24 protein-coding genes are annotated in these 26,161 nt (G+C 56.9%); 22 read left to right on the top strand and 2 right to left on the bottom strand.

Annotated elements, in window-relative coordinates; translation table 11 throughout:
* Positions 1-32 precede the first annotated feature (32 nt).
* The 18 genes from rsmG to OJ965_RS02735 all read left to right on the top strand — a co-directional run bounded on the left by rsmG (position 33) and on the right by OJ965_RS02735 (position 17,960).
* The gene (rsmG, locus tag OJ965_RS02820; RefSeq protein ID WP_265137735.1) at positions 33-650 is read left to right on the top strand and encodes a 16S rRNA (guanine(527)-N(7))-methyltransferase RsmG; all 618 of its coding nucleotides are present in this window, start codon (positions 33-35) and stop codon (positions 648-650) included.
* Positions 651-1,362: 712 nt separating this feature from the next.
* Positions 1,363-1,743: a F0F1 ATP synthase subunit I gene (gene atpI / locus OJ965_RS02815; RefSeq protein WP_009088196.1), complete on the top strand. Its 381-nt coding sequence runs from the start codon at positions 1,363-1,365 to the stop codon at positions 1,741-1,743.
* Between the two features lie 8 nt (positions 1,744-1,751).
* Positions 1,752-2,570, top strand: coding sequence for a F0F1 ATP synthase subunit A (gene atpB, locus OJ965_RS02810; protein WP_009088198.1), 819 nt, complete (start codon positions 1,752-1,754; stop codon positions 2,568-2,570).
* A 105-nt stretch (positions 2,571-2,675) separates the two neighbouring features.
* On the top strand, positions 2,676-2,915 hold the full coding sequence (gene atpE / locus OJ965_RS02805; RefSeq protein WP_003849523.1) for a F0F1 ATP synthase subunit C: 240 nt from the start codon (positions 2,676-2,678) through the stop codon (positions 2,913-2,915).
* A 105-nt stretch (positions 2,916-3,020) separates the two neighbouring features.
* On the top strand, positions 3,021-3,491 hold the full coding sequence (gene atpF, locus OJ965_RS02800; protein WP_009088200.1) for a F0F1 ATP synthase subunit B: 471 nt from the start codon (positions 3,021-3,023) through the stop codon (positions 3,489-3,491).
* 14 nt (positions 3,492-3,505) lie between these two features.
* Entirely contained in the window at positions 3,506-4,039 is a 534-nt protein-coding gene (atpH, locus tag OJ965_RS02795; RefSeq protein WP_009088203.1) for a F0F1 ATP synthase subunit delta, read from the top strand.
* A 14-nt stretch (positions 4,040-4,053) separates the two neighbouring features.
* Positions 4,054-5,595, top strand: coding sequence for a F0F1 ATP synthase subunit alpha (atpA, locus tag OJ965_RS02790; RefSeq protein WP_009088205.1), 1,542 nt, complete (start codon positions 4,054-4,056; stop codon positions 5,593-5,595).
* A 52-nt stretch (positions 5,596-5,647) separates the two neighbouring features.
* Positions 5,648-6,514 (top strand): F0F1 ATP synthase subunit gamma, encoded by an 867-nt coding sequence (gene atpG, locus OJ965_RS02785; RefSeq protein ID WP_003849534.1) that lies wholly within the window; start codon positions 5,648-5,650, stop codon positions 6,512-6,514.
* Positions 6,515-6,544: 30 nt separating this feature from the next.
* Positions 6,545-7,942 carry a F0F1 ATP synthase subunit beta gene (atpD, locus tag OJ965_RS02780; protein WP_058957193.1) on the top strand — a complete coding sequence of 466 codons (1,398 nt, stop codon included), beginning with the start codon at positions 6,545-6,547 and terminating at the stop codon, positions 7,940-7,942.
* 24 nt (positions 7,943-7,966) lie between these two features.
* Positions 7,967-8,386, top strand: coding sequence for a F0F1 ATP synthase subunit epsilon (locus OJ965_RS02775; protein WP_008926374.1), 420 nt, complete (start codon positions 7,967-7,969; stop codon positions 8,384-8,386).
* 160 nt (positions 8,387-8,546) lie between these two features.
* Positions 8,547-9,917, top strand: coding sequence for a bifunctional UDP-N-acetylglucosamine diphosphorylase/glucosamine-1-phosphate N-acetyltransferase GlmU (glmU, locus tag OJ965_RS02770; protein WP_154929061.1), 1,371 nt, complete (start codon positions 8,547-8,549; stop codon positions 9,915-9,917).
* Between the two features lie 153 nt (positions 9,918-10,070).
* Positions 10,071-11,900 carry a glutamine--fructose-6-phosphate transaminase (isomerizing) gene (glmS, locus tag OJ965_RS02765; protein ID WP_265137734.1) on the top strand — a complete coding sequence of 610 codons (1,830 nt, stop codon included), beginning with the start codon at positions 10,071-10,073 and terminating at the stop codon, positions 11,898-11,900.
* Positions 11,901-12,064: 164 nt separating this feature from the next.
* A complete protein-coding gene (gene pstS, locus OJ965_RS02760) occupies positions 12,065-13,108 on the top strand; it encodes a phosphate ABC transporter substrate-binding protein PstS (protein ID WP_154929059.1) in 1,044 nt (347 codons plus the stop codon).
* A gap of 87 nt (positions 13,109-13,195) precedes the next feature.
* A complete protein-coding gene (gene pstC / locus OJ965_RS02755; protein WP_009088219.1) occupies positions 13,196-14,158 on the top strand; it encodes a phosphate ABC transporter permease PstC in 963 nt (320 codons plus the stop codon).
* The gene (gene pstA, locus OJ965_RS02750; protein WP_009088221.1) at positions 14,155-15,045 is read left to right on the top strand and encodes a phosphate ABC transporter permease PstA; all 891 of its coding nucleotides are present in this window, start codon (positions 14,155-14,157) and stop codon (positions 15,043-15,045) included. Before pstC ends, pstA begins: the two co-directional genes overlap by 4 nt.
* Positions 15,046-15,089: 44 nt before the next feature.
* The gene (gene pstB, locus OJ965_RS02745) at positions 15,090-15,863 is read left to right on the top strand and encodes a phosphate ABC transporter ATP-binding protein PstB (RefSeq protein WP_265139298.1); all 774 of its coding nucleotides are present in this window, start codon (positions 15,090-15,092) and stop codon (positions 15,861-15,863) included.
* A 17-nt stretch (positions 15,864-15,880) separates the two neighbouring features.
* Entirely contained in the window at positions 15,881-16,615 is a 735-nt protein-coding gene (gene phoU / locus OJ965_RS02740) for a phosphate signaling complex protein PhoU (RefSeq protein WP_009088225.1), read from the top strand.
* A 106-nt stretch (positions 16,616-16,721) separates the two neighbouring features.
* Complete coding sequence (locus OJ965_RS02735) at positions 16,722-17,960, top strand: MFS transporter (protein WP_009088226.1); 1,239 nt, start codon at positions 16,722-16,724, stop codon at positions 17,958-17,960.
* A gap of 77 nt (positions 17,961-18,037) precedes the next feature.
* On the opposite strand, the gene xylB is transcribed toward OJ965_RS02735, so the two are convergent.
* A complete protein-coding gene (gene xylB, locus OJ965_RS02730; RefSeq protein ID WP_265137729.1) occupies positions 18,038-19,480 on the bottom strand; it encodes a xylulokinase in 1,443 nt (480 codons plus the stop codon).
* Positions 19,481-19,497: 17 nt separating this feature from the next.
* Positions 19,498-20,820: a xylose isomerase gene (gene xylA, locus OJ965_RS02725; RefSeq protein ID WP_009088230.1), complete on the bottom strand. Its 1,323-nt coding sequence runs from the start codon at positions 20,818-20,820 to the stop codon at positions 19,498-19,500.
* Positions 20,821-21,164: 344 nt separating this feature from the next.
* Here xylA and xylF point away from each other — a divergent pair, with 344 nt between their 5' ends.
* The 4 genes from xylF (at position 21,165) to xylR (ending at position 26,155) form a co-directional block, all read left to right on the top strand.
* Positions 21,165-22,157, top strand: coding sequence for a D-xylose ABC transporter substrate-binding protein (gene xylF, locus OJ965_RS02720; protein ID WP_009088231.1), 993 nt, complete (start codon positions 21,165-21,167; stop codon positions 22,155-22,157).
* A 28-nt stretch (positions 22,158-22,185) separates the two neighbouring features.
* On the top strand, positions 22,186-23,706 hold the full coding sequence (locus OJ965_RS02715) for a xylose ABC transporter ATP-binding protein (RefSeq protein ID WP_046100894.1): 1,521 nt from the start codon (positions 22,186-22,188) through the stop codon (positions 23,704-23,706).
* Positions 23,699-24,883 carry a xylose ABC transporter permease XylH gene (gene xylH, locus OJ965_RS02710; protein WP_265137727.1) on the top strand — a complete coding sequence of 395 codons (1,185 nt, stop codon included), beginning with the start codon at positions 23,699-23,701 and terminating at the stop codon, positions 24,881-24,883. The genes OJ965_RS02715 and xylH overlap by 8 nt, the downstream gene beginning before the upstream one ends.
* 93 nt (positions 24,884-24,976) lie before the next feature.
* The gene (gene xylR / locus OJ965_RS02705; RefSeq protein WP_009088236.1) at positions 24,977-26,155 is read left to right on the top strand and encodes a D-xylose utilization transcriptional activator XylR; all 1,179 of its coding nucleotides are present in this window, start codon (positions 24,977-24,979) and stop codon (positions 26,153-26,155) included.
* The last annotated feature ends 6 nt before the right edge of the window (positions 26,156-26,161 follow it).

The following is a 26,161-nucleotide window of genomic DNA, read 5'->3' as shown; positions in this document are numbered from 1 at the left end:
GGAGACTCGCCCCCGCTGAATGGACTTATGCTGTGATTAACACACTCACGTCGCTGCTCAATGCAGCCGGTATTTCCCTCTCCGATCAACAAAAACAGCAGCTGATTGCCTATGTCGGCCTGCTGGATAAGTGGAACAAAGCCTACAACCTGACCTCCGTCCGCGATCCGCAGCAGATGCTGGTGCGTCATATCCTCGACAGTATCGTGGTGGCGCCGCACCTTCAGGGCGCACGTTTTATTGATGTTGGCACCGGACCGGGTCTGCCAGGCATTCCGCTGGCTATCGTCATGCCGGATGCGCACTTTACGCTGCTCGACAGTCTGGGCAAGCGGGTCCGGTTCCTGCGTCAGGTTCAGCATGAGTTAGGACTTACTAACATCACGCCGGTTCAGAGCCGGGTAGAGACCTTCCCGGCGGAACCCCCGTTCGACGGGGTGATCAGCCGTGCTTTTGCCTCCCTGACCGATATGGTGACCTGGTGTCATCATCTGCCGGGAAGGGAAGGGCGCTTCTTTGCGCTGAAAGGGGTGCAACCAGACGATGAAATTGCCGCTTTACCGGCGGGCTTTGGGGTAGATTCCGTCATCAGACTGCAGGTGCCTCAGCTGGACGGTGACCGCCACCTGGTCATTCTGCGTCACCAGTAACCTTATCGTCAGCAGGGTCTTAGCGCGTTTCAGCCTCAGGCCCTCTCAGGCGGCTGATTAAAAAAAACGCAGACGAGATCGGCGTGATAAAAGTTTTTGATTAAACGCGCGCGGTAAGAAGGTTAAAAAGGCCGATGGAAATTATCCGAAAAGCTCTGTTACATTTAACCTTTAATTCACATTTAGTTATCAGAAATATCACTTGTATAGCCGGGTAGCGGAATAAAAATAGTCACGTCAGAAAATATATCGCGGTAATAACCTGCCGTGCGTAATATCAGTTTCACGATTCTCAGGCACAGTTCGATGTCAATAGCCTGTTTTCCGGGAAATTACGCTTTCCGCTACAGCGATCTAATTTTAAGTGGCTGATTCCACTAGCCTTAACCGATGCAGGCCGGGCGCTGAAATAGCACCCTGATAAAACTCATTCTTGCGCAGGTGCTTATTATGTGATCTAAAGCACGCTTTAAAAGCAAGACGCCAGTGAATTTTCAGTCCGATTCAGATGAATTCCGGCAGGGTAATCTTTGGAAAAATAGCCCTCCGGAAAGAAATTTAAATAATTGTTCACCTTTTCGCTACTTACCGATTGAAATCGCAGGTGCGGCCCGTATAATTTGCACGGCTTTTGCTGCTTGACTCAACTGCGCAAAGGCAGTCTTATACGACACGCGACATACCCCTGATGGGGCAGGAGAGTATCAGCGTCATGTCAGTGTCTCTTTACAGTGTGAAATTCGCCCGAACGGTGCTGATGATTCAGCTGGTGACGATAGTCATCATCGGCGCACTCTTTGCTGTTAAAGATGTCACGTGGGGTGTCTCTGCTCTTGCTGGCGGAGCGGCAGCCTGGCTGCCAAACGTATTGTTTTTGTTTTTAGCCTGGCGCCTGCAGGGGCAATCCCCCGCTTCGGGGCGAGTCGCGTGGAGCTTCGCTTTAGGTGAAATAGCCAAAGTGTTTGCGACCATCATTTTGCTCATTGTGGCGTTGGGTCTATTCGGCGCGGTCTTCTGGCCGGTCGGAATAACCTGGTTATCGGTGCTGGTGGTACACATGCTGGCACCGGCGGTAATTAACAACAAAGGGTAAGAGGCATCATGGCTGCAGGAGAAATCTCTACTCCGCAAGAGTACATTGGTCACCACCTGACTCATCTTCAGTTGGACCTGCGTACCTTCGAGTTAGTGAATCCGCACGACGCTCCCGCGACGTTCTGGGTATTAAATATCGATTCCATGTTTTTCTCTCTGGTGCTGGGAGTTATCTTCCTGGTGTTGTTCCGTAGCGTGGCGAAGTCTGTCACCAGCGGTGTGCCAGGGAAAATGCAGGCGGCTATCGAACTGGTTGTCGGCTTCGTTGATAGTAACGTGCGCGACATGTATCACGGTAAGAGCAAACTTATCGCCCCGCTGGCTCTGACAATCTTTGTCTGGGTCTTCCTGATGAACTTCATGGATCTGCTGCCAATCGACCTGCTGCCTTATATCGGCGAGCACGTATTGGGGTTACCGGCGCTGCGCGTCGTACCGTCTGCAGACGTGAACATCACGCTCTCTATGGCGTTGGGCGTATTTATTTTGATTCTGTTCTACAGCGTCAAAATGAAAGGCATTGGCGGCTTCACGAAAGAGCTGACGCTGCAGCCTTTTAACCACCCGATCTTCATCCCGATCAACCTGATTCTGGAAGGTGTAAGCCTGCTGTCTAAGCCTGTGTCACTGGGTTTACGACTGTTCGGTAACATGTATGCGGGTGAACTGATCTTTATCCTTATTGCCGGTCTGTTGCCGTGGTGGTCACAGTGGGTGCTGAATGTGCCGTGGGCCATTTTCCACATCCTGATCATTTCGCTACAGGCTTTCATTTTCATGGTCCTCACGATCGTCTATCTGTCGATGGCATCTGAAGAGCATTGATTTTTTTCTCAACACTACTTTCCCTCCTGATTCCGGGTGGCAGCGCACGCCGCTGAAGCCCGGAAGATGAAGGGAGCATTTAACTGAAACAAACTGGAGACTGTCATGGAAAACCTGAATATGGATCTGCTGTACATGGCTGCCGCTGTGATGATGGGCCTGGCGGCAATCGGTGCTGCGATCGGTATCGGCATCCTCGGAGGAAAATTCCTGGAAGGCGCTGCTCGTCAGCCTGACCTGATTCCTCTGCTGCGTACGCAGTTCTTTGTTGTAATGGGTCTGGTGGATGCAATCCCGATGATCGCTGTTGGTCTGGGTCTGTACGTGATGTTTGCTGTCGCCTAAAGCCCTGTGTTCACTCAGCGCACAATGTGCAGGGGTGAACGGATTCTGCCGCTTATCGCTGATAACGGCAGAAAAGTTAAATACTCAATCTAGAGGCATTGTGCTGTGAACATTAATGCAACAATCCTCGGCCAGGCTATCGCGTTCATCCTGTTTGTCGCGTTCTGCATGAAGTACGTATGGCCGCCGATTATGGCTGCCATCGAAAAGCGCCAGAAAGAAATTGCTGAAGGCCTTGCTTCTGCTGAACGTGCGAAGAAAGATTTGGATCTCGCGCAGGCTAATGCGACCGACCAGCTGAAAAAAGCCAAAGAAGACGCTCAGGTCATTATCGAGCAGGCGAACAAGCGTCGCACGCAGATTCTGGACGAAGCCAAAACCGAAGCTGAAAACGAACGTAATCGTATCGTGGCACAAGCGCAGGCGGAAATTGACGCCGAACGTAAACGTGCACGTGAAGAACTGCGTAAGCAAGTCGCGTTGCTGGCTATGGCTGGCGCCGAGAAGATCATCGAACGCTCCGTGGATGAAGCTGCTAACAGCGACATCGTTGATAAACTGGTCGCTGAACTGTAAGGAGGGAGGGGCTGATGTCTGATCTGATTACTGTAGCTCGCCCCTACGCCAAAGCAGCTTTTGACTTTGCTGTTGAGCATCAAAGTATTGAACGCTGGCAACAGATGCTGGCGTTCGCCGCAGAAGTGGCTCGCAATGAACAGATGGCTGATCTTCTCTCTGGTGCGTTAGCACCGGAAGCGCTGGCAGCGTCGTTTAACGCAGTCTGTGGTGATCAACTGGATGAACCCGCGCAGAACCTGATTAAGGTGATGGCGGAAAACGGACGTTTGACAGCGCTTCCGGCTGTACTGGCCCAATACATCGAACTGCGTGACGCTCATGAAGCCACCGCTGAAGTTGATGTTATCTCCGCCAGTACGCTGAGTGACGACCAGCTGAATAAAATCAGCGCCGCGATGGAAAAACGTCTGTCACGCAAAGTTAAGCTGAATTGCAAAATTGATAAGTCTGTGATGGCAGGCGTGATCATCCGTGCGGGTGATCTGGTTATTGATGGCAGCGTACGCGGCCGTCTTGACCGTCTGGCTGACGTCTTGCAGTCTTAAGGGGACTGGAGCATATGCAACTGAATTCCACCGAAATCAGCGAACTGATCAAGCAGCGCATTGCTCAGTTCAATGTCGTGAGCGAAGCTCACAACGAAGGTACGATTGTTTCTGTAAGTGACGGTATCATCCGCGTACACGGCCTGGCCGATGTCATGCAGGGTGAGATGATTGCCCTGCCGGGTAACCGTTACGCTATCGCCCTGAACCTCGAGCGTGACTCGGTTGGTGCAGTGGTGATGGGGCCTTACGCTGACCTCGCCGAAGGCATGAAGGTTAAGTGTACTGGCCGTATTCTTGAAGTACCGGTAGGCCGTGGCCTGCTGGGCCGCGTCGTGAACACCCTGGGTGCTCCTATCGACGGTAAAGGCGCAATCGACAACGACGGTTTCTCACCGGTTGAAGTGATTGCTCCTGGCGTTATCGACCGTCAGTCAGTCGACCAGCCGGTTCAGACCGGTTATAAGTCGGTCGATGCGATGATTCCAATCGGCCGTGGCCAGCGTGAGCTGATCATCGGTGACCGTCAGACCGGTAAAACCGCGATGGCGATCGATGCGATCATCAACCAGCGCGACTCAGGCATCAAGTGTGTCTACGTTGCGATTGGTCAGAAAGCCTCAACCATCTCTAACGTGGTTCGTAAGCTGGAAGAGCATGGCGCACTGCAGAACACCATCGTTGTTGTGGCGTCTGCGTCTGAATCTGCTGCACTGCAGTATCTCTCTCCGTACGCAGGTTGTGCGATGGGCGAATACTTCCGTGACCGCGGTGAAGATGCGCTGATCGTCTATGATGACCTCTCCAAGCAGGCTATCGCATACCGTCAGATCTCTCTGCTGCTGCGTCGTCCACCAGGTCGTGAAGCATTCCCTGGCGACGTGTTCTATCTCCACTCTCGTCTGCTGGAACGTGCATCACGCGTAAGCGCTGAATATGTTGAACGTTTCACCAATGGCGCGGTGACAGGTAAAACCGGTTCACTGACTGCACTGCCGATCATCGAAACTCAGGCGGGCGACGTTTCTGCGTTCGTTCCGACCAACGTAATCTCGATTACTGACGGTCAGATCTTCCTGGAATCGAACCTGTTCAACTCCGGTATTCGTCCGGCGGTTAACCCAGGTATTTCGGTATCCCGTGTTGGTGGTGCTGCACAGACCAAGATCATCAAGAAACTGTCCGGTGGTATCCGTACCGCGCTGGCACAGTATCGTGAACTGGCGGCGTTCTCGCAGTTCGCTTCTGATCTGGATGATGCAACCCGTAAACAGCTGAGCCACGGTCAGAAAGTGACCGAGCTGCTGAAGCAGAAACAGTATGCGCCGATGTCTGTCGCGCAGCAGGGTCTGGTTCTGTTCGCTGCCGAGCGTGGCTACCTGAACGACGTTGAACTGGCAAAAATTGGTAGCTTTGAAGCTGCACTGCTGGCCTTCGCCGATCGCGACCACGCTGAGCTGATGGCTGAAATCAACCAGTCGGGCAACTTTAACAACGATATCGAAGCGAAGCTGAAAGGCCTGATCGATACGTTTAAAGCAACCCAGTCCTGGTAATGTCTGGCGGCTTGTCTGAAAAGGCAGGCCGCAAGGCTTTGAGGAGAAGCTAATGGCCGGCGCAAAAGAGATACGAAGCAAGATTGGAAGCGTGAAAAACACGCAGAAAATCACCAAAGCGATGGAAATGGTCGCCGCCTCCAAGATGCGTAAAACGCAGGAACGCATGGCGGCCAGCCGTCCGTATGCAGACACCATGCGCAAAGTGATTGGTCACCTTGCGTTGGGTAATCTGGAATACAAGCACCCTTACCTGGAACAGCGCGACGTCAAGCGCGTCGGCTACCTGGTCGTTTCAACAGACCGCGGGCTTTGTGGTGGTTTGAACATTAACCTGTTCAAAAAATTACTGGCGGATATGAAGTCCTGGTCCGATAAAGGCGTGCAGAGCGATCTGTCGATTATCGGTTCAAAAGGGGCGTCATTCTTCAGTGCTGTGGGTGGCAACATCGTGGCGCAAGTCAGCGGCATGGGCGATAAACCTGCCCTGTCTGACCTGATTGGCCCGGTAAAAGTGATGTTGCAGGCTTATGATGAAGGCCGCATCGACAAGCTGATGATCGTCAGTAACAAGTTCAATAACACCATGTCTCAGACTCCGACCATCACCCAACTGCTGCCGTTAGCGCCAGCGGAAGGTGAAGAAGAGATGAAGGCGAAGACCTGGGATTACCTGTACGAACCCGATCCGAAAGCGCTGCTGGATACCCTGCTGCGTCGTTATGTCGAATCGCAGGTTTATCAGGGTGTGGTGGAAAATCTGGCCAGTGAGCAGGCCGCACGTATGGTGGCGATGAAAGCCGCAACCGATAACGGCGGAAATCTGATCAAAGAGCTGCAGTTGGTGTACAACAAAGCTCGTCAGGCCAGCATCACCCAGGAACTTACCGAGATCGTCTCGGGGGCCTCCGCGGTTTAACCAGGTTTGGAATTAGGTAGAGGATTCAAGATGGCAACTGGAAAGATTGTCCAGATTATCGGCGCCGTTGTTGACGTCGAATTCCCTCAGGACGCGGTACCTCAAGTGTACAGCGCCCTCGAGGTGATGAATGGTGATGCACGTCTGGTGCTGGAAGTTCAGCAGCAGCTGGGCGGCGGCGTTGTGCGTACCATCGCAATGGGTACGTCTGACGGCCTGAAGCGTGGTCTGAGCGTCAACGACCTGCAGAAACCGATTCAGGTTCCAGTCGGTAAAGCGACCCTGGGCCGTATCATGAACGTTCTCGGCGAGCCAATCGATATGAAAGGCGAGCTGAAAGAAGAAGATGGCAGCGCAGTAGAGATCGCCTCTATTCACCGCGCGGCACCTTCTTATGAAGATCAGTCTAACTCGCAGGAACTGCTGGAAACCGGCATCAAGGTTATCGACCTGATGTGTCCGTTTGCGAAAGGCGGTAAAGTCGGTCTGTTCGGTGGTGCGGGTGTGGGTAAAACCGTCAACATGATGGAACTGATCCGTAACATCGCGGCTGAGCATTCAGGTTACTCGGTGTTTGCCGGTGTGGGTGAGCGTACTCGTGAGGGTAACGACTTCTACCACGAAATGACCGACTCTAACGTTATCGATAAAGTTGCGCTGGTCTATGGCCAGATGAACGAGCCGCCGGGTAACCGTCTGCGCGTCGCACTGACCGGTCTGACCATGGCGGAAAAATTCCGTGATGAAGGCCGCGATGTTCTGCTGTTCATCGATAACATCTACCGTTATACCCTGGCCGGTACAGAAGTTTCTGCACTGCTGGGTCGTATGCCATCTGCGGTAGGTTACCAGCCAACGCTGGCAGAAGAGATGGGTGTGTTGCAGGAGCGTATTACCTCCACCAAGACCGGTTCAATCACCTCCGTACAGGCCGTTTACGTTCCTGCGGATGACCTGACTGACCCGTCACCAGCGACCACCTTCGCGCACCTGGACTCAACCGTTACGCTGAGCCGTCAGATTGCCTCTCTGGGTATCTACCCGGCCGTTGACCCGCTGGATTCTACCAGCCGTCAGCTGGATCCGCTGGTTGTGGGTCAGGAGCACTATGATGTTGCACGTGGCGTTCAGTCACTGCTGCAGCGTTATCAGGAGCTGAAAGACATCATCGCCATCCTCGGTATGGATGAGCTGTCTGAAGAAGACAAACTGCTGGTGGCACGTGCGCGTAAGATTCAGCGCTTCCTGTCTCAGCCGTTCTTCGTTGCGGAAGTATTCACCGGTTCACCGGGTAAATACGTTTCCCTGAAAGACACTATCCGTGGCTTTAAAGGCATCATGGAAGGTGAGTTTGACCACCTGCCAGAGCAGGCCTTCTACATGGTTGGTGCCATCGAAGAAGCCGTGGAAAAAGCGAAGAAACTGTAATAACGGTTTCCCGGGAGGAAGATTATGGCTATGACTTATCACCTGGATGTGGTCAGCGCAGAGGAGCAGTTGTTCTCTGGTCTGGTACAGAAAATTCAGGTGTCAGGTAGCGAAGGTGAACTGGGGATTTTCCCTGGCCATGCGCCGCTGCTGACTGCCATTAAGCCTGGAATGATCCGTATCGTGAAACAGCACGGCGAAGAGGAGTATATCTACCTCTCTGGCGGCGTGCTGGAAGTGCAACCGGGCAGCAGCACCGTTCTGGCCGATACCGCGATTCGCGGTACCGATCTGGATGAAGCGCGTGCTCTGGAAGCAAAACGCAAAGCAGAAGAGCACATGAACAGCAGCCACGGCGACGTGGACTATGCTCAGGCCTCTGCCGAGCTGGCGAAAGCCATTGCTAAACTGCGCGTGATCGAACTGACCAAAAAAGCGATGTAATCCAGCTTTATGCGTCACGAAATGCCAGCCCTCGGGCTGGCATTTTTTTTGTCTGCTATGGCAAATCGGCCTCTTCGCCTAATTTCGGCCTGAGAAAAATGTAGTAATCTCCCCCCTAAACCGTTTTACTTTCACCCGTAAAAATTCACTCAGGATAGTTATGTCTAACAGTGCGATGAGTGTGGTGATCCTTGCTGCTGGCAAGGGCACCCGTATGTATTCCGATCTGCCGAAAGTTCTGCATACGCTGGCAGGCAAACCAATGGTTCAGCATGTCATTGACGCCGCCAAAGGGCTGGGCGCACAGCACATCCATCTGGTTTATGGTCACGGCGGCGACCGCCTGAAAGCAACCCTCACTGATAGTGCACTCAACTGGGTGCTGCAGGCTGAACAGCTTGGCACCGGCCACGCGATGCAGCAGGCTGCGCCTGCGTTTGCCGATGATGAAGAGATCATGATGCTGTATGGTGACGTGCCGCTGATCTCCCAGGAGACCCTGAAGCGGCTGCGCGAAGCCAGACCGCAGGGCGGTATCGGGTTACTCACCGTGGTGCTGGACGACCCCACCGGATACGGGCGCATTGTGCGTGAGAACGGCACCATCACCGGCATCATCGAACAGAAAGATGCCAGCCCGGCACAGCTTGCCATTACCGAAATCAACACCGGTATCCTGATTGCCAACGGCGGCGATTTAAAACGCTGGCTGGCGCAGCTCACCAACAATAATGCGCAGGGCGAATATTACATCACCGACATTATTGCGCTGGCGCATCAGGAAGGGCGGACGATCAATGCCGTTCATCCGGCGCGTATCAGTGAAACCGACGGGGTGAACAACCGGCTGCAGCTGGCGACCTTAGAACGCACTTATCAGGCGGAACAGGCGGAAAAACTGCTGCTGGCGGGCGTGATGCTCCGCGATCCGGCCCGTTTTGACCTGCGCGGAACGCTGACGCATGGGCGGGATGTGGAGATCGACACCAACGTCATTATTGAAGGTCAGGTGACGCTGGGCGCACGCGTGAAAATCGGTGCGGGCTGCATCATCAGAAACAGCGTGATTGGCGACGATTGCGAAATCAGCCCCTATAGCGTGATCGAGGATGCCACCCTCGCGACCGCCGTTACCGTCGGGCCGTTTGCCCGTCTGCGTCCCGGCAGCGATCTGGCGCACGCCGCCCACGTGGGTAACTTCGTCGAAATGAAAAAAGCGCGTCTGGGCAGAGGATCGAAAGCGGGTCACCTCTCCTATCTCGGCGATGCGGAGATCGGCGACAACGTAAATATCGGTGCAGGCACCATCACCTGTAACTATGACGGCGCGAACAAATCGAAGACCGTGATTGGCGATGACGTCTTTGTCGGCTCAGATACCCAGCTGGTGGCCCCGGTCAGCGTGGCAGCAGGCACCACTATCGCGGCAGGCACCACCATCATGAAGGATGTGACCGAAGCCGGGCTGGTCTACAACCGCAAAGAGCAGAATCACAAAGCGGACTGGCAGCGTCCGGTGAAGAAAAAATAAATTTTTAACGGCCCGCTTTATGCGGGCCGGTACAGTGCAGTGCCAAAACTATAATCCCCACTCTCTACAAGGCTCGGGGAACCGGCAAAGCCGGATATCAGGTCGCATGACAACGAAAGTGGCGAAAAGCCATGTAGTCAGGAAAACATCATTATGTGTGGAATTGTTGGTGCAGTAGCACAGCGCGATATCGCAGAGATTCTGCTGGAAGGTCTGCGTCGTCTTGAATATCGCGGATATGATTCGGCCGGTCTGGCCGTGGTCGATCGTCAGGGGCACGTTACGCGCCTGCGGCGTTTAGGGAAGGTGCAGAAACTGGCGGAAGCTGCTGAACAGCAGCCGCTGATTGGGGGCACCGGCATCGCGCACACGCGCTGGGCAACCCATGGCGAGCCGTCGGAAGCGAATGCGCATCCGCACGTCTCAGAACATATCATCATCGTGCACAACGGCATTATCGAAAACCATGAGCCGCTGCGCGCGGAGCTGATCGAACGCGGCTACGTTTTCGTTTCTGAAACCGACACGGAAGTGGTGGCTCATCTGGTTCACTGGGAGCAGAAGCAGGGTGGATCGCTGCGTGACGTGGTGCTGCGCGTGATCCCGCAGCTGCGCGGTGCCTATGGCATGGTCATCATGGACAGCCGCGATCCTTCACGGCTGGTGGCGGCCCGTTCCGGCAGCCCGCTGGTCATCGGTCGCGGCGTGGGTGAAAACTTTATCGCCTCCGATCAGCTGGCGCTGCTGCCGGTCACCCGTCGCTTCATCTATCTGGAAGAGGGCGATATCGCCGAGATCAGCCGCCGCGACGTGACGGTAATCGATCGTGAAGGCAACAGCGTGACGCGCGCCGAGATTGAGTCGAACCTGCAATATGATGCCGGTGACAAAGGCATTTACCGTCACTACATGCAGAAAGAGATCTATGAACAGCCGATGGCGCTGAAAAGTACCCTGAGCGGTCGCTTCAGCCAGGGGCAGGTGGATCTCAGCGAGCTGGGTGAGGGTGCCGAGGCGCTGCTGAGCCAGGTCGAGCATATCCAGATTATCGCCTGCGGCACCTCCTATAACTCTGGCATGGTGTCACGCTACTGGTTTGAGTCGCTGGCCAACATCCCCTGTGATGTTGAGATCGCCTCGGAGTTCCGCTACCGCAAGTCAGCGGTGCGCAAAAACAGCCTGCTGATCACCCTGTCGCAGTCGGGCGAGACCGCCGACACCCTGGCGGCGCTGCGCCTCTCGAAAGAGCTGGGCTACCTGGGATCGCTGGCGGTCTGCAACGTGGCCGGTTCGTCGCTGGTGCGCGAGTCGGACCTGGCGCTGATGACCAAAGCGGGCACGGAAATCGGCGTCGCGTCGACCAAGGCGTTCACCACGCAGCTCGCCGTCCTGCTGATGCTGGTGGCGAAACTGGGCCGTCTGAAAGGGATGTCCGCCGACACCGAGCATGAGATCGTGCACGCGCTGCAGGCGCTTCCCAGCCGGATTGAGCAGATGCTTGCGCAGGATAAGCTGATTGAGAATCTGGCCGAAGGCTTCTCTGACAAGCATCACGCGCTGTTCCTGGGACGTGGCGATCAGTATCCGATCGCTATGGAAGGGGCGCTGAAGCTCAAAGAGATCTCCTACATCCATGCGGAAGCTTACGCCGCTGGCGAACTGAAGCATGGCCCGCTGGCGCTGATTGATGCCGATATGCCGGTCATCGTTGTGGCACCCAACAACGAACTGCTGGAGAAGCTCAAATCCAACATCGAAGAAGTGCGCGCCCGTGGCGGCCTGCTCTATGTCTTTGCCGACCAGGATGCCGGCTTCAGCGACAGTGATGGGATGAAGATTATCCCGCTGCCGCATGTCGAAGAGGTGATTGCGCCGATCTTCTACACCGTGCCGTTGCAGTTACTCTCCTATCACGTCGCCCTGATCAAAGGCACCGACGTCGACCAGCCCCGTAACCTGGCCAAATCGGTTACCGTGGAATAATCAGGTGGGCCCCGAGTGGGCCCACTTCATTTTTGCGTACTGTCATATAACTGTCATATTTCGTACATTTCACTGTCATCAAACTGTCCTATTTTCCCTCCTGCAGCAATCACTGACTCTTACTAAAACGGCCCCGAGCCTGACTTTTCTCCCCTGGAGGGAACATGACACTGATGCGTAGCACCGTAGCCCGAATTCTTGCCACCACCTTCGCCGTCAGCGCGGTATCTGCTTTTGCGGCCACCGATCTCACGGGCGCTGGCGGGACATTCCCGGCACCGGTTTATGCCAAGTGGGCAGCAGAATATCAGCAAGCCACCGGTAGCAAAATTAACTACCAGGGCATCGGTTCATCCGGTGGTGTCAAACAGATCATCGCCAAAACCGTGGATTTCGGTGCGTCCGATGCGCCTATGAAAGAGGAAGATCTGCAGAAAAATGGCCTGTTCCAGTTCCCGACCGTCATCGGTGGCGTGGTACTGGCGGTTAACCTGCCAGGCATCAAGTCAGGCCAGCTGACGCTGGATGGCAAAACCGTCGGTGATATCTACCTCGGCACCATTAAAAAGTGGAACGACCCGGCAATTGCCAAGCTTAACCCGGGCGTAAAACTGCCAGAGACCAACATCAACGTGGTGCGTCGCGCTGATGGTTCAGGCACCTCGTTCGTCTTCACCAGCTATCTGGCGAAGGTGAACCCGGAGTGGAACAGCAAAATCGGTAAAGGGAACACCGTTAACTGGCCGGTCGGTCTGGGCGGGAAAGGCAACGACGGTGTCGCCGCCTTTGTTCAGCGTCTGCCGGGTTCAATCGGCTACGTGGAATATGCCTACGCCAAACAGAATAACCTGACCTACACCAAACTGATGGATGCCGATGGCAAAGCGGTCGCGCCAAACGAAACCAGCTTCAGCAATGCTGCGAAAGGCGCTGACTGGAGCAAATCGTTTGCCCAGGATCTGACCTTCCAGAAGGGTGCAGATGCTTGGCCTATCTCCTCCACCACCTTCATTCTGATCTACAAAGATCAGGCGAATGCGGCCAAAGGCGCTGAAGTGCTGAAGTTCTTCGACTGGGCTTACAAAAGCGGCGGCAAAACGGCTAACGCGCTGGATTATGCGGCGCTGCCTGCGAGCGTAACCGAACAGATCCGTGCCGCATGGAAAGCCAACATCAAAGACAGTTCTGGTAAAGCGCTTTATCAGTAATTGAACGACCCTGACCGGACGGTAGTCCGGTCAGACCCAGCGGGCGGCGTCATGCCGCCCCGATAACCTCTGAAGACTGAGACTTCTATGGCTGCAACGAAGCCGGCTTTCAAAGCCCCAGGCAAACAGGGTGACAAAATTTTCGGTGCACTGGTCCGGCTGGCTGCGCTGATTGTCCTGTTACTGATGGGCGGCATTATCGTCTCCCTGATCATCTCCTCGTGGCCCAGCATCCAGAAGTTTGGTTTCGCCTTTTTGTGGACCAAAACCTGGGATGCGCCCAATGAAGAATTTGGTGCTCTGGTACCGATCTACGGCACGCTGGTGACCTCCCTTATCGCGCTGATTATCGCCGTGCCGGTCAGTTTTGGTATCGCGCTGTTCCTGACTGAACTCGCACCCGGCTGGCTGCGTCGTCCGCTGGGCACCGCTATTGAACTGCTGGCGGCGATTCCGAGCATCGTTTATGGCATGTGGGGCCTGTTTGTTTTCGCCCCGCTGTTTGCCGAATATTTTCAGACGCCGGTCAACGACGTCATGTCAGGCATTCCGATTGTCGGCGCGCTCTTCTCCGGCCCCGCTTTCGGTATCGGTATTCTCGCGGCGGGGGTGATTCTGGCCATCATGATCATCCCTTACATCGCCTCCGTGATGCGCGACGTCTTTGAGCAGACGCCGGTCATGATGAAAGAGTCCGCCTACGGCATCGGCTGCACCACCTGGGAAGTGATCTGGCGCATCGTCCTGCCGTTTACCAAAAACGGCGTGATTGGCGGCATCATGCTGGGACTGGGACGTGCACTGGGTGAGACCATGGCGGTCACCTTTATTATCGGCAACACCTACCAGCTCGACAGCCCGTCGCTGTTTATGCCGGGTAACAGCATTACCTCGGCGCTGGCCAACGAGTTTGCGGAGGCGGAGTCGGGCGTGCATGTTGCCGCGCTGATGGAGCTGGGGCTGATCCTGTTTGTGATTACCTTTATCGTTCTGGCGATTTCCAAGCTGATGATTATGCGCCTGGCGAAAAGTGAAGGAGCGCGCTCATGACCACGATTGAAATCCAGGCGCGTGCCGAACTGGACGCTTCACGCCGTAAAATGCAGTCCTGGCGCAGCACCAAAAATAAGATCGCGCTGACGCTGTCGCTGCTGACCATGGCGTTTGGCCTGTTCTGGCTGGTGTGGATCCTCTTCACCACGGTTTCCCGCGGCGTGGATGGCCTCTCCTGGTCCCTGTTTACCGAATCGACCCCGCCACCGAACACCGCGGGCGGCGGGCTGGCGAATGCCCTGGCCGGGAGTGGATTACTGATTTTCTGGTCGACCTTCTTTGGTACGCCGCTGGGGATTCTGGCCGGGATCTATCTGGCGGAATATGGGCGCAAGTCGGCCCTGTCAGAGGTGATCCGCTTCATTAACGACATTCTGCTGTCGGCACCGTCGATTGTGGTCGGCCTGTTCGTCTACACCCTTGTGGTGTCGCAGATGCAGCACTTCTCCGGCTGGGCCGGGGTGATAGCGCTGGCGCTGCTGCAGGTGCCGATTGTGATTCGTACCACCGAAAACATGCTGCGTCTGGTGCCAGACAGCATGCGTGAAGCGGCTTACGCCCTGGGCACGCCGAAGTGGAAGATGATCTCGGCCATCACCCTGAAGGCGTCCGTCTCCGGCATCATCACCGGCGTGCTGCTGGCCATCGCCCGCATCGCCGGGGAAACGGCTCCGCTGCTGTTTACCGCGCTCTCGAATCAGTTCTGGAGCACGGACATGATGCAGCCGCTGGCCAACCTGCCGGTCACCATCTTTAAGTTCGCCATGAGCCCGTTCGCCGAATGGCAGAGCCTGGCCTGGGCGGGCGTGCTGATTATTACCCTGTGCGTGCTGCTGCTGAACATTGTCGCGCGGGTGATTTTCGCCAAAGGCAAACACGGTTAACTTCCGGCGCGGCCCGCTGCGGCGCCGTATAAGAGAGATGAATGATGAGTATCGCGACGGCATCAGCCGATAAAATTCAGGTCCGTAATCTGAACTTCTATTACGGTAAGTTTCATGCGCTGAAGAACATCAACCTGGATATCGCTAAGAATCAGGTGACGGCATTTATCGGGCCATCGGGCTGCGGTAAATCGACCCTGCTGCGTACCTTTAACAAAATGTACTCCCTCTATCCTGAGCAGCGGGCCGAAGGGGACATTCTGCTGGATGGCGAAAATATTCTGACGGCCCAGCAGGATATTGCGCTGCTGCGCGCCCGGGTCGGCATGGTCTTTCAGAAGCCGACCCCGTTCCCGATGTCGATCTATGACAACATCGCCTTTGGCGTGCGCCTGTTTGAAAAGCTGTCACGTGCCGATATGGATGAGCGCGTGCAGTGGGCGCTGACCAAAGCGGCACTGTGGAATGAAACCAAAGACAAGCTGCATCAGAGCGGTTACAGTCTCTCCGGCGGTCAGCAGCAGCGTCTCTGCATTGCGCGCGGCATCGCGATTCGCCCGGAAGTGTTACTGCTCGATGAGCCCTGCTCGGCGCTGGACCCGATCTCGACGGGGCGTATCGAGGAGCTGATCACCGAGCTGAAGCAGGACTACACCGTGGTGATCGTGACGCACAACATGCAGCAGGCGGCACGTTGCTCTGACCATACGGCCTTTATGTATCTGGGCGAGCTGATTGAGTTCAGCGACACCGACACGCTGTTTACCAAACCGACGCAGAAGCAGACTGAAGACTACATTACCGGCCGCTACGGCTGATCTGACAGGAGATCGACATGGATAATCTGAATCTGAACAAACACATCTCCGGTCAGTTCAATGCCGAGCTGGAGCATATCCGCACTCAGGTGATGATCATGGGCGGGATGGTCGAGCAGCAGCTGACCGACGCGATTACCGCGATGCACAACCTGGACGGCGAGCTGGCGCAGCGGGTGATCGACGGTGACCAGAAGGTCAACATGATGGAGGTGGAGATTGATGAAGCCTGCGTGCGCATCATCGCCAAACGTCAGCCAACCGCAATCGATCTGCGGCTGGTGATGGCGATCATCAAAACCATCTCTGAGCTGGAGCGCATTGGCGATGTGGCAGAGAAGATCAGCCGCACGGCGCTGGAGAAGTTTGGTCAGCAGCACCTGCCGCTGCTGGTCAGCCTGGAGTCGCTGGGCCGCCACACCGTACAGATGCTGCATGATGTGCTGGACGCCTTTGCCCGCATGGATCTCAATGAGGCGATCACTATCTACCGTGAAGATAAAAAGGTGGATAAAGAGTATGAGGGCATTGTGCGTCAGCTGATGACCTACATGATGGAAGATCCCCGCACCATTCCCAGCGTGCTGACGGCGCTGTTCTGCGCCCGTGCGATTGAGCGCATCGGCGATCGCTGCCAGAACATCTGCGAAATCATCTTCTATTTCGTTAAAGGTCAGGATTTCCGCCACGTTGGCGGTGACCGTCTCGACGAACTGCTGTCGGGTGATGACGGCAGCAATCGCCCTTCCTGATCCCGCTTACCCTGCGCCTGCCCGGCGCAGGGATAAGCCTTTTCAATTGGTCACACCCTGAACACTCTTTATAATTGCGGCACTTTTCTCTCTGAGGTGCGCAAAGATGTCCCCTTCTCCCCAATCGAAGCCAGGCGTCACGCCCGGCAAAGCGATGCTGGCTGCGGTCAGTGGTTATGCCATGGATGGATTCGACCTGCTGATACTCGGCTTTATGCTGCCGGCTATCTCCGTTTCGCTGGCGCTCAACCCCTCACAGGCGGGATCGCTGGTGACCTGGACGCTGATTGGCGCGGTAATCGGTGGCATCGTGTTTGGTCATCTCAGCGACCGTTTTGGCCGCATCCGTATGCTCACCGTCACGATTCTGGTCTTTTCTGTCTTCACCGGTCTGTGCGCGGTGGCGCAGGGCTACTGGGATCTGCTCGCCTGGCGCACGCTGGCGGGCGTCGGACTGGGCGGCGAGTTTGGTATCGGCATGGCGCTGATTGCCGAAGCCTGGCCGGTGGAGAAGCGCAATCGCGCGTCAGCGTGGGTCGGCATTGGCTGGCAGCTCGGCGTGCTGATGGCGGCCTTTATCACGCCGCCGCTGCTGACGCTCATCGGCTGGCGCGGCATGTTCCTGGTCGGGCTGCTGCCGGCGCTGGTCTCGTTTGCTATCCGCCGCGGCATGGGCGAGCCGGAAGCGTATCAGCGTCAGGTTAAGCAGGTGCCGTCGCTCTCTTTCCCGGCGCGCCTGAAGCTGCTGGTGCGCGATCGCACCACCGCCAAAGCCAGCCTCGGCATTTTTATTCTCTGTTCCGTGCAGAACTTTGGCTACTACGGGCTGATGATCTGGATGCCGAGCTACCTCTCCTCCAGCTTTGGCTTCAGCCTGACCAAATCGGGTCTCTGGACGGCGGTCACCGTCGTCGGGATGACCTTTGGCATCTGGCTGTTTGGCGTGCTGGCCGACCGCTTTGCGCGCTGGAAAATCTTCCTGCTCTACCAGTTTGGTGCCGTGGTGATGGTGGTGGTCTACGCCCAGCTGCGCGATCCCACCATTATGCTGGTGACCGGCGCGATCATGGGGATGTTCGTTAATGGCATGATCGGCGGCTACGGTGCACTGATTTCCGATACCTTCCCGCCGCAGGTGCGGGCCACCGCGCAGAATGTCCTGTTCAACCTGGGTCGTGGCGTGGGCGGCTTTGGGCCGGTGGTGATAGGGCTGCTGGCCAGCCAGTTTTCGTTCACGGCGGCGATTACCCTGCTGGCGCTGATTTATCTGCTGGATATCGTGGCGACGCTGTTCCTGCTGCCGAAGAAGCAGGGTCAGGAAGATACGCTGGGCGCGATTGGCTGACAGACGGTGGCCGGGGGATCGCTCTCCCGGCCATCAGGGCTTTCTGATGCTGCTCAGCGTGCGCCGGGCAGGCACGATCAGTTCATCAGCGGCAGGAGCTGCCGATAGAGGGTTGCAAAGGTTTCCCGGCGTGAGCGGTACTCCGCCATTCTGCCGGGATCCGGCTGATGCCGCTGCACCCGCACCGGTGTCGGGACGGTGACGCTGGCATCCAGCGCCTGCTGTGCCAGCCTGGCCGCGCCCAGTGCCGGGCCAACCTCGCCGCCATGACAGTAATCCAGCGTCTGGCCGCTGATATCCGCCAGCATCTGACGCCACAGCGCACTGCGCGCTCCGCCGCCGATCAGCATAATGCTCTCTGGCTGAACACCACACTCATGCAGCACATCCATGCCCTGCGCCAGCGCAAAGCCGACCCCCTCCAGCACCGACCGCGCCAGCTCGGGACGACCATGCTGGTGGGTAAAACCAAAGAAGGCGCCGAGGGCGTTGGAATTGTTGTGCGGCGTGCGTTCACCGGAAAGATAGGGCAGAAACCAGAGTGGCGGCACGTCATCACGCGCCCGCGCGGCTTCATCCAGCAGCTCAGGCACATCCCGGCAGCCGGTCAGCGTCGCGGCCCAGTCCAGACAGGAGGCTGCACTCAGCATCACCGACATCAGATGCCAGCGCTTTGGCAGCGCGTGACAGAAGCTGTGAACAGCCTGCTGCGGATTGCTGAGATAGCCGTCGCTCACCACAAAATAGACGCCGGAAGTGCCCAGCGACAGCATCCCCTGGCCGGGTTCGGTCATGCCGACGCCTGTGGCGCCGGCGGCATTGTCGCCCCCGCCTGCGGCCAGCGGCACCGCGTTCATCTTCCAGCGTGTCGCCAGGTCAGCATGTAAGGTGCCGGTCAGGGCATTGCCCTCATAGAGTTGCGGCATCTGGTCGCGACTGAGATCGCAGGCGTGCAGCATCACATCGCTCCAGTCACGCTGCGCCACATCCAGCCACATCGTGCCTGCGGCATCTGACATATCCGTGGCGAAGTCGCCACTCATCCGCCAGCGCAGGTAATCCTTGGGCAGCAGCACATGCGCGATCTGACGGAAGATGGCCGGTTCATGCTGCTGCACCCACAGCAGTTTGGGGGCTGTGAAGCCGGGCATCATCAGGTTACCGGTGATCGCCCGCGAATCCGGCACCTTCTGCTCCAGCTCACGGCACTGCGCCTCACTGCGTCCATCATTCCAGAGCATGGCCGGGCGTAAGACCTGGTTTGCGCTGTCGAGCAGCGTCGCTCCATGCATCTGTCCGCTCAGCCCGATGGCCTGCACGGCATCCAGATCCTGCTGAGCGCTCAGCGCCTGCATCGCCTGATCCAGCGCCTGCCACCAGCTTTCGGGATCCTGCTCGCTCCACAGGGGGTGTGGACGCGAAACCTGCAGCGGCGAGGTTTCTGTCGCCACCACGTTGCCCTGTGCATCCATCAGCACCACTTTGACGCCAGAGGTGCCTAAATCGATCCCGATATACATGCTCCGCTCCTGAAGATTCAGAAATCAAACAGATAGTGATTCACCAGATTTTCCAGCTGCTCCTGACGCCCGCTCTGATGCTGCGGATTGAGCTGCTGCTGCTGAGCATGCGCCGCCAGCGCGTCGAGGGAAAACTCGCCTTTCAGAATTTGCTGGCCGAACTCACCATTCCAGCCGCTGTAGCGCTGCGCCACACGCTTATCCAGCTCGCCGTCGCTGATCATGCGCGCCGCCACCTTCAGTGCCAGCGCCATCGTATCCATTGCCCCGATATGACCGTAGAAGAGGTCATATTTGTCGGTGCTCTGACGACGCACTTTGGCATCAAAGTTTAAACCGCCGGTGGTAAAGCCGCCCGCTTTAAGGATTTCATACATCACCAGCGCGTTCTCTTCCACGCTGACCGGGAACTGATCGGTGTCCCAGCCACACTGCGGATCGCCACGGTTCGCATCCACCGAACCGAAAATGCCCAGCGCAATGGCGGTGGCAATTTCGTGATGGAAGGAGTGACCGGCCAGCGTGGCGTGGTTCGCCTCCACGTTCACCTTGATCTCTTTCTCCAGCCCGAACTGTTTCAGGAAGCCATAAACCGTGGCGACATCGTAGTCATACTGATGTTTGGTCGGCTCCTGCGGTTTCGGTTCGATCAGCAGCGTGCCCTGGAAGCCGATTTTATGTTTATGCTCGACGACCATCTGCATAAAGCGGCCAATCTGCTCGCGCTCCTGCCGCAGATCGGTATTGAGCAGCGTTTCATACCCTTCACGTCCCCCCCACAGCACATAGTTTTCGCCACCCAGCGTTTTCGTCGCCTGCATGGCGCTGCAGACCTGTGTCGCTGCCCAGGCAAAGACCGCCGGATCGGGGTTGGTCGCCGCGCCTGCGCCATAGCGCGGATGGGTAAAGCAGTTAGCGGTGCCCCACAACAGTTTCACGCCGGTCTCCTGCTGTTTCTCCAGCAGCTTATCGGTCATGGCGGCAAAGTTTTCTTTGTAGCTTTGCAGCGAATCCCCTTCCGGTGAGACGTCCACGTCGTGGAAGCAGTACCAGGGCACATTCAGCTTGTGGAAAAACTCAAAGGCCACATCCGCCTTCTGCTTTGCCAGCTGCAATGCATCGCCGCTTTTCTGCCAGGGACGATCAAAGGCGCCGACACCAAACATATCCGCGCCGTTCCAGCAGAAGGTGTGCCAGTAGCAGGCGGCAAAGCGCAGATGTTCCGCCATCGTCTTGCCGAGGATCACCTCATCAGGATTGTAGTGGCGGAAAGCGAGAGGATGCGTCGACTGGGGACCTTCATAACGAACCCGATCGATCTGATCGAAATAAGCGTGCATGGTTTGCTCCTTAGCATCAGTACCCGAATGGTCTGCGTTGAAGCCATATTTGATATGGGTGACTGACTCAGCTCAATTACGATATTTCACTCCGGGTTTCAGATAATTATTATTTGTGCGCTGGCTCGCAAAATAAGGCTATTCCACGCGGAGCGTCGCGCGCGGCATGGTTTCTCCGAAAAGGACGAAAATCCGATCGCGCTCATAAAAAAACAAATAAACCAAAAAACGTAATAGCCGGATAAAAATCAGTAATTGCTGTCGTTCAGAAATAAGGGCAACAATTCATCCGCCTGGTTTATCGGCCTGAAACGAAAATAGCCTCAACCTACAGGATGATCACAATGAAGATGAAACATGCACTGTTTGCTGCCTGTGCGGCGCTGGCGCTGTTCAGCCAGACCAGCCTGGCAAAAGAAGTGAAGATCGGCATGGCAATTGATGATTTGCGCCTGGAGCGCTGGCAGAAAGATCGCGATATCTTTGTAAAACAGGCCGAGTCGCAGGGCGCTCAGGTGTTTGTTCAATCTGCGAACGGCAATGAAGAAACCCAGATGTCGCAGATTGAAAATATGATCAACCGCGGTGTCGATGTGCTGGTCATTATTCCTTACAACGGTCAGGTGCTGAGTAACGTCGTCGCAGAAGCGAAGCGGGAAGGCATTAAAGTGCTGGCCTATGATCGCATGATAAATAATGCCGATATCGATTTTTATATCTCTTTCGATAATGAAAAAGTGGGTGAGTTGCAGGCCGAAAGCATTGTGAAACAGGTGCCTAAGGGCAACTATTTTTTAATGGGCGGATCGCCGGTGGATAATAACGCCCGCCTGTTCCGCGCCGGACAGATGAAAGTGTTAAAACCCTACATCGATAACGGCAGCATTAAAATTGTTGGCGATCAGTGGGTCGATGCCTGGCTGCCGGAAAATGCGCTGAAGATTATGGAAAATGCCCTGACCGCCAATGGTAACCATATCGATGCGGTGGTCGCCTCCAACGATGCCACCGCCGGGGGAGCGATTCAGGCGCTGAGCGCGCAGGGACTGGCAGGGAAAGTGGCCATCTCCGGCCAGGATGCCGATCTGGCGGCGATTAAGCGCATCAAAGCGGGCACCCAGACCATGACCGTTTACAAGCCGATCACCGAGCTGGCGACCGAAGCGGCGAAAATCGCGGTCGAGCTGGGCGATGGCAAAACACCTGCCAGCAACAGCACGCTGAACAACGGCCTGAAAGATGTGCCGTCGCGGCTGCTGAAGCCGATTCCGGTTAACAAAGACAATATCGAAAGCACCGTGGTGAAAGACGGTTTCCACAAACAGAGCGAACTCTGACCGCGCAAAGCGTGAGGGAGAACAGTCGATGCTGCTGGAAATGAAAAACATCACCAAGCGTTTCGGTGCCGTGAAAGCGCTGAATGATGTCAGCCTGCACCTGGAGGCGGGCGAAGTGATGTCGCTGTGCGGTGAGAATGGTTCAGGCAAATCGACCCTGATGAAAATCCTGTGCGGACTCTATCCGCACGGCGATTTCGAGGGGCAGATCCACTTCTCTGGCGACGAAATTCAGGCACAGACGATTCGCGATACCGAGCGTAAAGGCATCGTGATCATTCATCAGGAGCTGGCGCTGGTGCGGCAACTGACGGTGATGGAGAACATCTTCCTCGGTGCCGAACTGAGCCGGTTCGGCATGGTGGATGATGAAACCATGACCCTGCGCTGCCAGCAGCTGCTGGCGCGGGTCGGGCTCAACGTCTCTCCCGCCACCCGCGTGGGGGAGTTAGGTCTGGGCCAGCAGCAGCTGGTGGAGATTGCCCGCGCCCTTAACAAACAGGTCCGGCTGCTGATTCTGGATGAGCCGACCTCCTCCCTGACCGAGCAGGAGACGGAGGTGCTGCTCGGTATCATCCGCAATCTGCGTGAACACGGCATCGCCTGCATCTACATTTCGCACAAGCTGAATGAGGTGAAGGCGATCTCCGACACCATCTGCGTTATCCGCGACGGTCAGCACATTGCCACCCGTCCGGCGGCGGGCATGAGCGAAGATGACATCATCACCATGATGGTCGGCCGCGAGCTGACCGCGCTCTATCCGCATGCACCGCATGAGATCGGCGACCCGGTGCTGAAGGTGGAAAACCTCACCGCCTGGCATCCCGTCAACCGCCATATCCGCCGCGTCAACAACGTCTCTTTTACGCTGCGACGCGGTGAAATCCTCGGCATCGCCGGACTGGTGGGCGCGGGCCGAACCGAAACGGTGCAGTGTCTGTTTGGTGTCTGGCCGGGCCGCTGGCAGGGCGACATCTGGATCAATGGTCAGCAGGTCAGCATCACCGACTGCCGCGCCGCGATTGCGCACGGCATCGCGATGGTGCCGGAAGATCGCAAAAAGGATGGCATCGTGCCGCTGATGGCGGTGGGCAAAAATATTACCCTGGCGGCGCTGGATCAGTTCAGCCACCGGCTCTCGACCCTGGATGAAGCGCAGGAGCAGCAGGCCATCAACGACGCGATCGGCCGGCTGCGGGTCAAAACCTCCTCGTCAGAACTGCCGATTGGCCGGTTAAGCGGCGGCAATCAGCAGAAAGCCATTCTGGCGAAATGCCTGCTGCTGAACCCGAAAATCCTGATTCTGGATGAGCCGACGCGCGGCATCGATGTGGGCGCGCGTCAGGAGATCTATCTGCTGATCAATGCGCTGGTTCAGCAGGGGATCGCCGTCATTGTGATTTCGTCTGAGCTGCCGGAAGTGCTGGGCCTGAGCGATCGGGTGCTGGTGATGCATGAAGGGCAGATCAAAGCCGATTTAGTTAACGATAACCTGACTCAGGAGCAGGTGATGGAAGCTGCCCTGCGGAGTGAACATTATGCTTAAAAGTGAAAGTACCCAAAGCCGCCTCTCCGGCACGCCGGGCAAACCGTCACCGGGCAGGTTCACGCTGCCTGACCTGCAGGTGCTGGTGATGCTGGGCGCGATTGTCGTGATTGCGCTGTTCTTTACCTGGACCACCGATGGCGCATGGCTCAGTGCGCGTAACGTCTCTAACCTGCTGCGTCAGACCGCCGTCACCGGCATCCTGGCCGTCGGCATGGTGTTCGTGATTATCTCGGCGGAGATCGACCTGTCGGTGGGTTCGATGATGGGCCTGCTCGGCGGAGCCGCGGCGATATTCGACGTCTGGCTTGGCTGGCCGCTGCCGCTGACTATCGTGGTGACGCTGGTGATGGGGCTGCTGCTCGGCACCTGGAATGGCTGGTGGGTGGCTTACCGCAAAGTGCCGTCGTTTATCGTCACACTGGCGGGGATGCTGGCGTTCCGCGGCATCCTGGTCGGGATTACCGACGGCACCACGGTGGCGCCGATTACGCCGGGAATGTCGCAGATTGGTCAGAGCTATCTGCCGGACGGCGTCGGTTTCGGCTTTGGTTTTGTCGGTCTGGCGCTGTTTATGCTGTGGCAGTGGCGTCTGCGGCTGCGCCGTCAGCAGCTCGGGCTGCCGCAGGGCGCGGCCAGCGGCACGGTGGGCCGTCAGGCGATCACCGCGATTCTGGTGCTGGGGGCCATCTGGTTACTCAATGACTATCGCGGCGTGCCGACGCCGGTATTGCTGCTGGTCATGCTGTTGCTGGCGGGCATGTTTATGGCTACCCGCACCGCCTTTGGCCGTCGTATCTACGCCATCGGCGGCAATATCGATGCTGCGCGCCTTTCGGGCATTAACGTGGCGCGCACCAAGCTGGCGGTGTTTGCCATCAACGGCGTGATGGTGGCGATCGCCGGGCTGATCCTCAGTTCGCGGCTGGGCGCTGGCTCGCCGTCGGCGGGTAACATCGCGGAACTCGACGCGATCGCCGCCTGTGTCATCGGCGGCACCAGTCTGGCCGGGGGCGTCGGTTCCGTGGCGGGGGCGGTGATGGGCGCCTTTATCATGGCATCGCTGGATAACGGCATGAGCATGATGGATGTGCCGACCTTCTGGCAGTACATCGTCAAAGGGGCGATTCTGCTGCTGGCGGTGTGGATGGATACGGCCACGCGGCGTCGGGTGTAATCGCGCGGACGATCACATTGTGGCGCAAACAATTTTTTTGCCCCTGTCAGCCGTGCTATGCAATGCGCTGAGCATTTAAGGGAACGCGCCACCATGCATGACAAACGCTATCGCATTACCCTGCTGTTTAACGCCAACAAAGTATATGACCGCCAGGTTGTGGAGGGGGTCGGGGAGTATCTGCAGGCATCGCAGACTGACTGGGATATCTTCATCGAAGAAGATTTCCGCTGCCGCATCGACAACATCCGCGAATGGCTGGGAGATGGGGTGATCGCCGATTACGACGATCGCTCCATCGAAACCCTGCTGTCGAATGTCTCCGTGCCGATAGTGGGCGTCGGAGGCTCCTACCACCGGCCGCAAGATTATCCGCCGGTGCACTACATCGCCACTGACAACGCCGCGCTGGTAGAGAAAGCCTTTCTGCACCTGAAAGAGAAGGGGATCAATCGCTTTGCCTTTTATGGATTACCGGCCTCCAGCGGCAAGCGCTGGGCGCAGGAGCGGGAACAGGCGTTTCGCCAGCTGGTGGGGCGCGAACGCTATCAGGGCGTGGTCTATCAGGGGATGGAAACCGCGCCTGCCAACTGGCAGCACGCCCAGAACCGGCTCGCCGACTGGCTGCAGACGCTGCCGCCGCAAACCGGGATTATCGCCGTCACCGACTCACGGGCGCGGCACCTGCTGCAGGCGTGCGAACACCTGAAAATTCCGGTGCCGGAGAAGCTTACGGTGATCGGGATTGATAATGAGGAGCTGACCCGCTATCTGTCGCGCGTGGCGCTCTCTTCCGTGGCGCAGGGCTCGCGGCAGATGGGCTATCAGGCAGCCAAGCTGCTGCACCGGCTGCTGGATAAGCAGCCTCTGCCGCTTCAGCGCATTCTGGTGCCGCCGGTAAAAGTGATCGCCCGCCGCTCGACCGACTTCCGCTCGCTGCGCGACCCGGCGGTGATTCAGGCGATGCACTACATCCGCTTTAATGCCTGCAAGGGGATCAAGGTGGAGCAGGTGCTGGATGCGGTCGGGCTGTCACGCTCCAATCTGGAAAAACGCTTCCGGGATGAAACCGGCGACACCATTCATGCGATGATCCACCGCGAAAAGCTGGAAAAAGCGCGCGAACTGCTCGCGTCTTCCTCGCTTAACATCAATGAGATCTCACAGATGTGCGGCTACCCCTCGTTGCAGTATTTCTACTCGGTCTTCCGCAAAAGCTACGACACCACCCCAAAAGAGTACCGGCAGCATCACGGGGAGAATGTGTTGTAGGGGAGA

This window comes from Pantoea anthophila, assembly GCF_026104315.1.
GTDB lineage: Bacteria > Pseudomonadota > Gammaproteobacteria > Enterobacterales > Enterobacteriaceae > Pantoea > Pantoea anthophila.
Note: the sequence above shows the minus strand (reverse complement) of the source record. Positions and strands in the feature narration are given on the sequence as shown.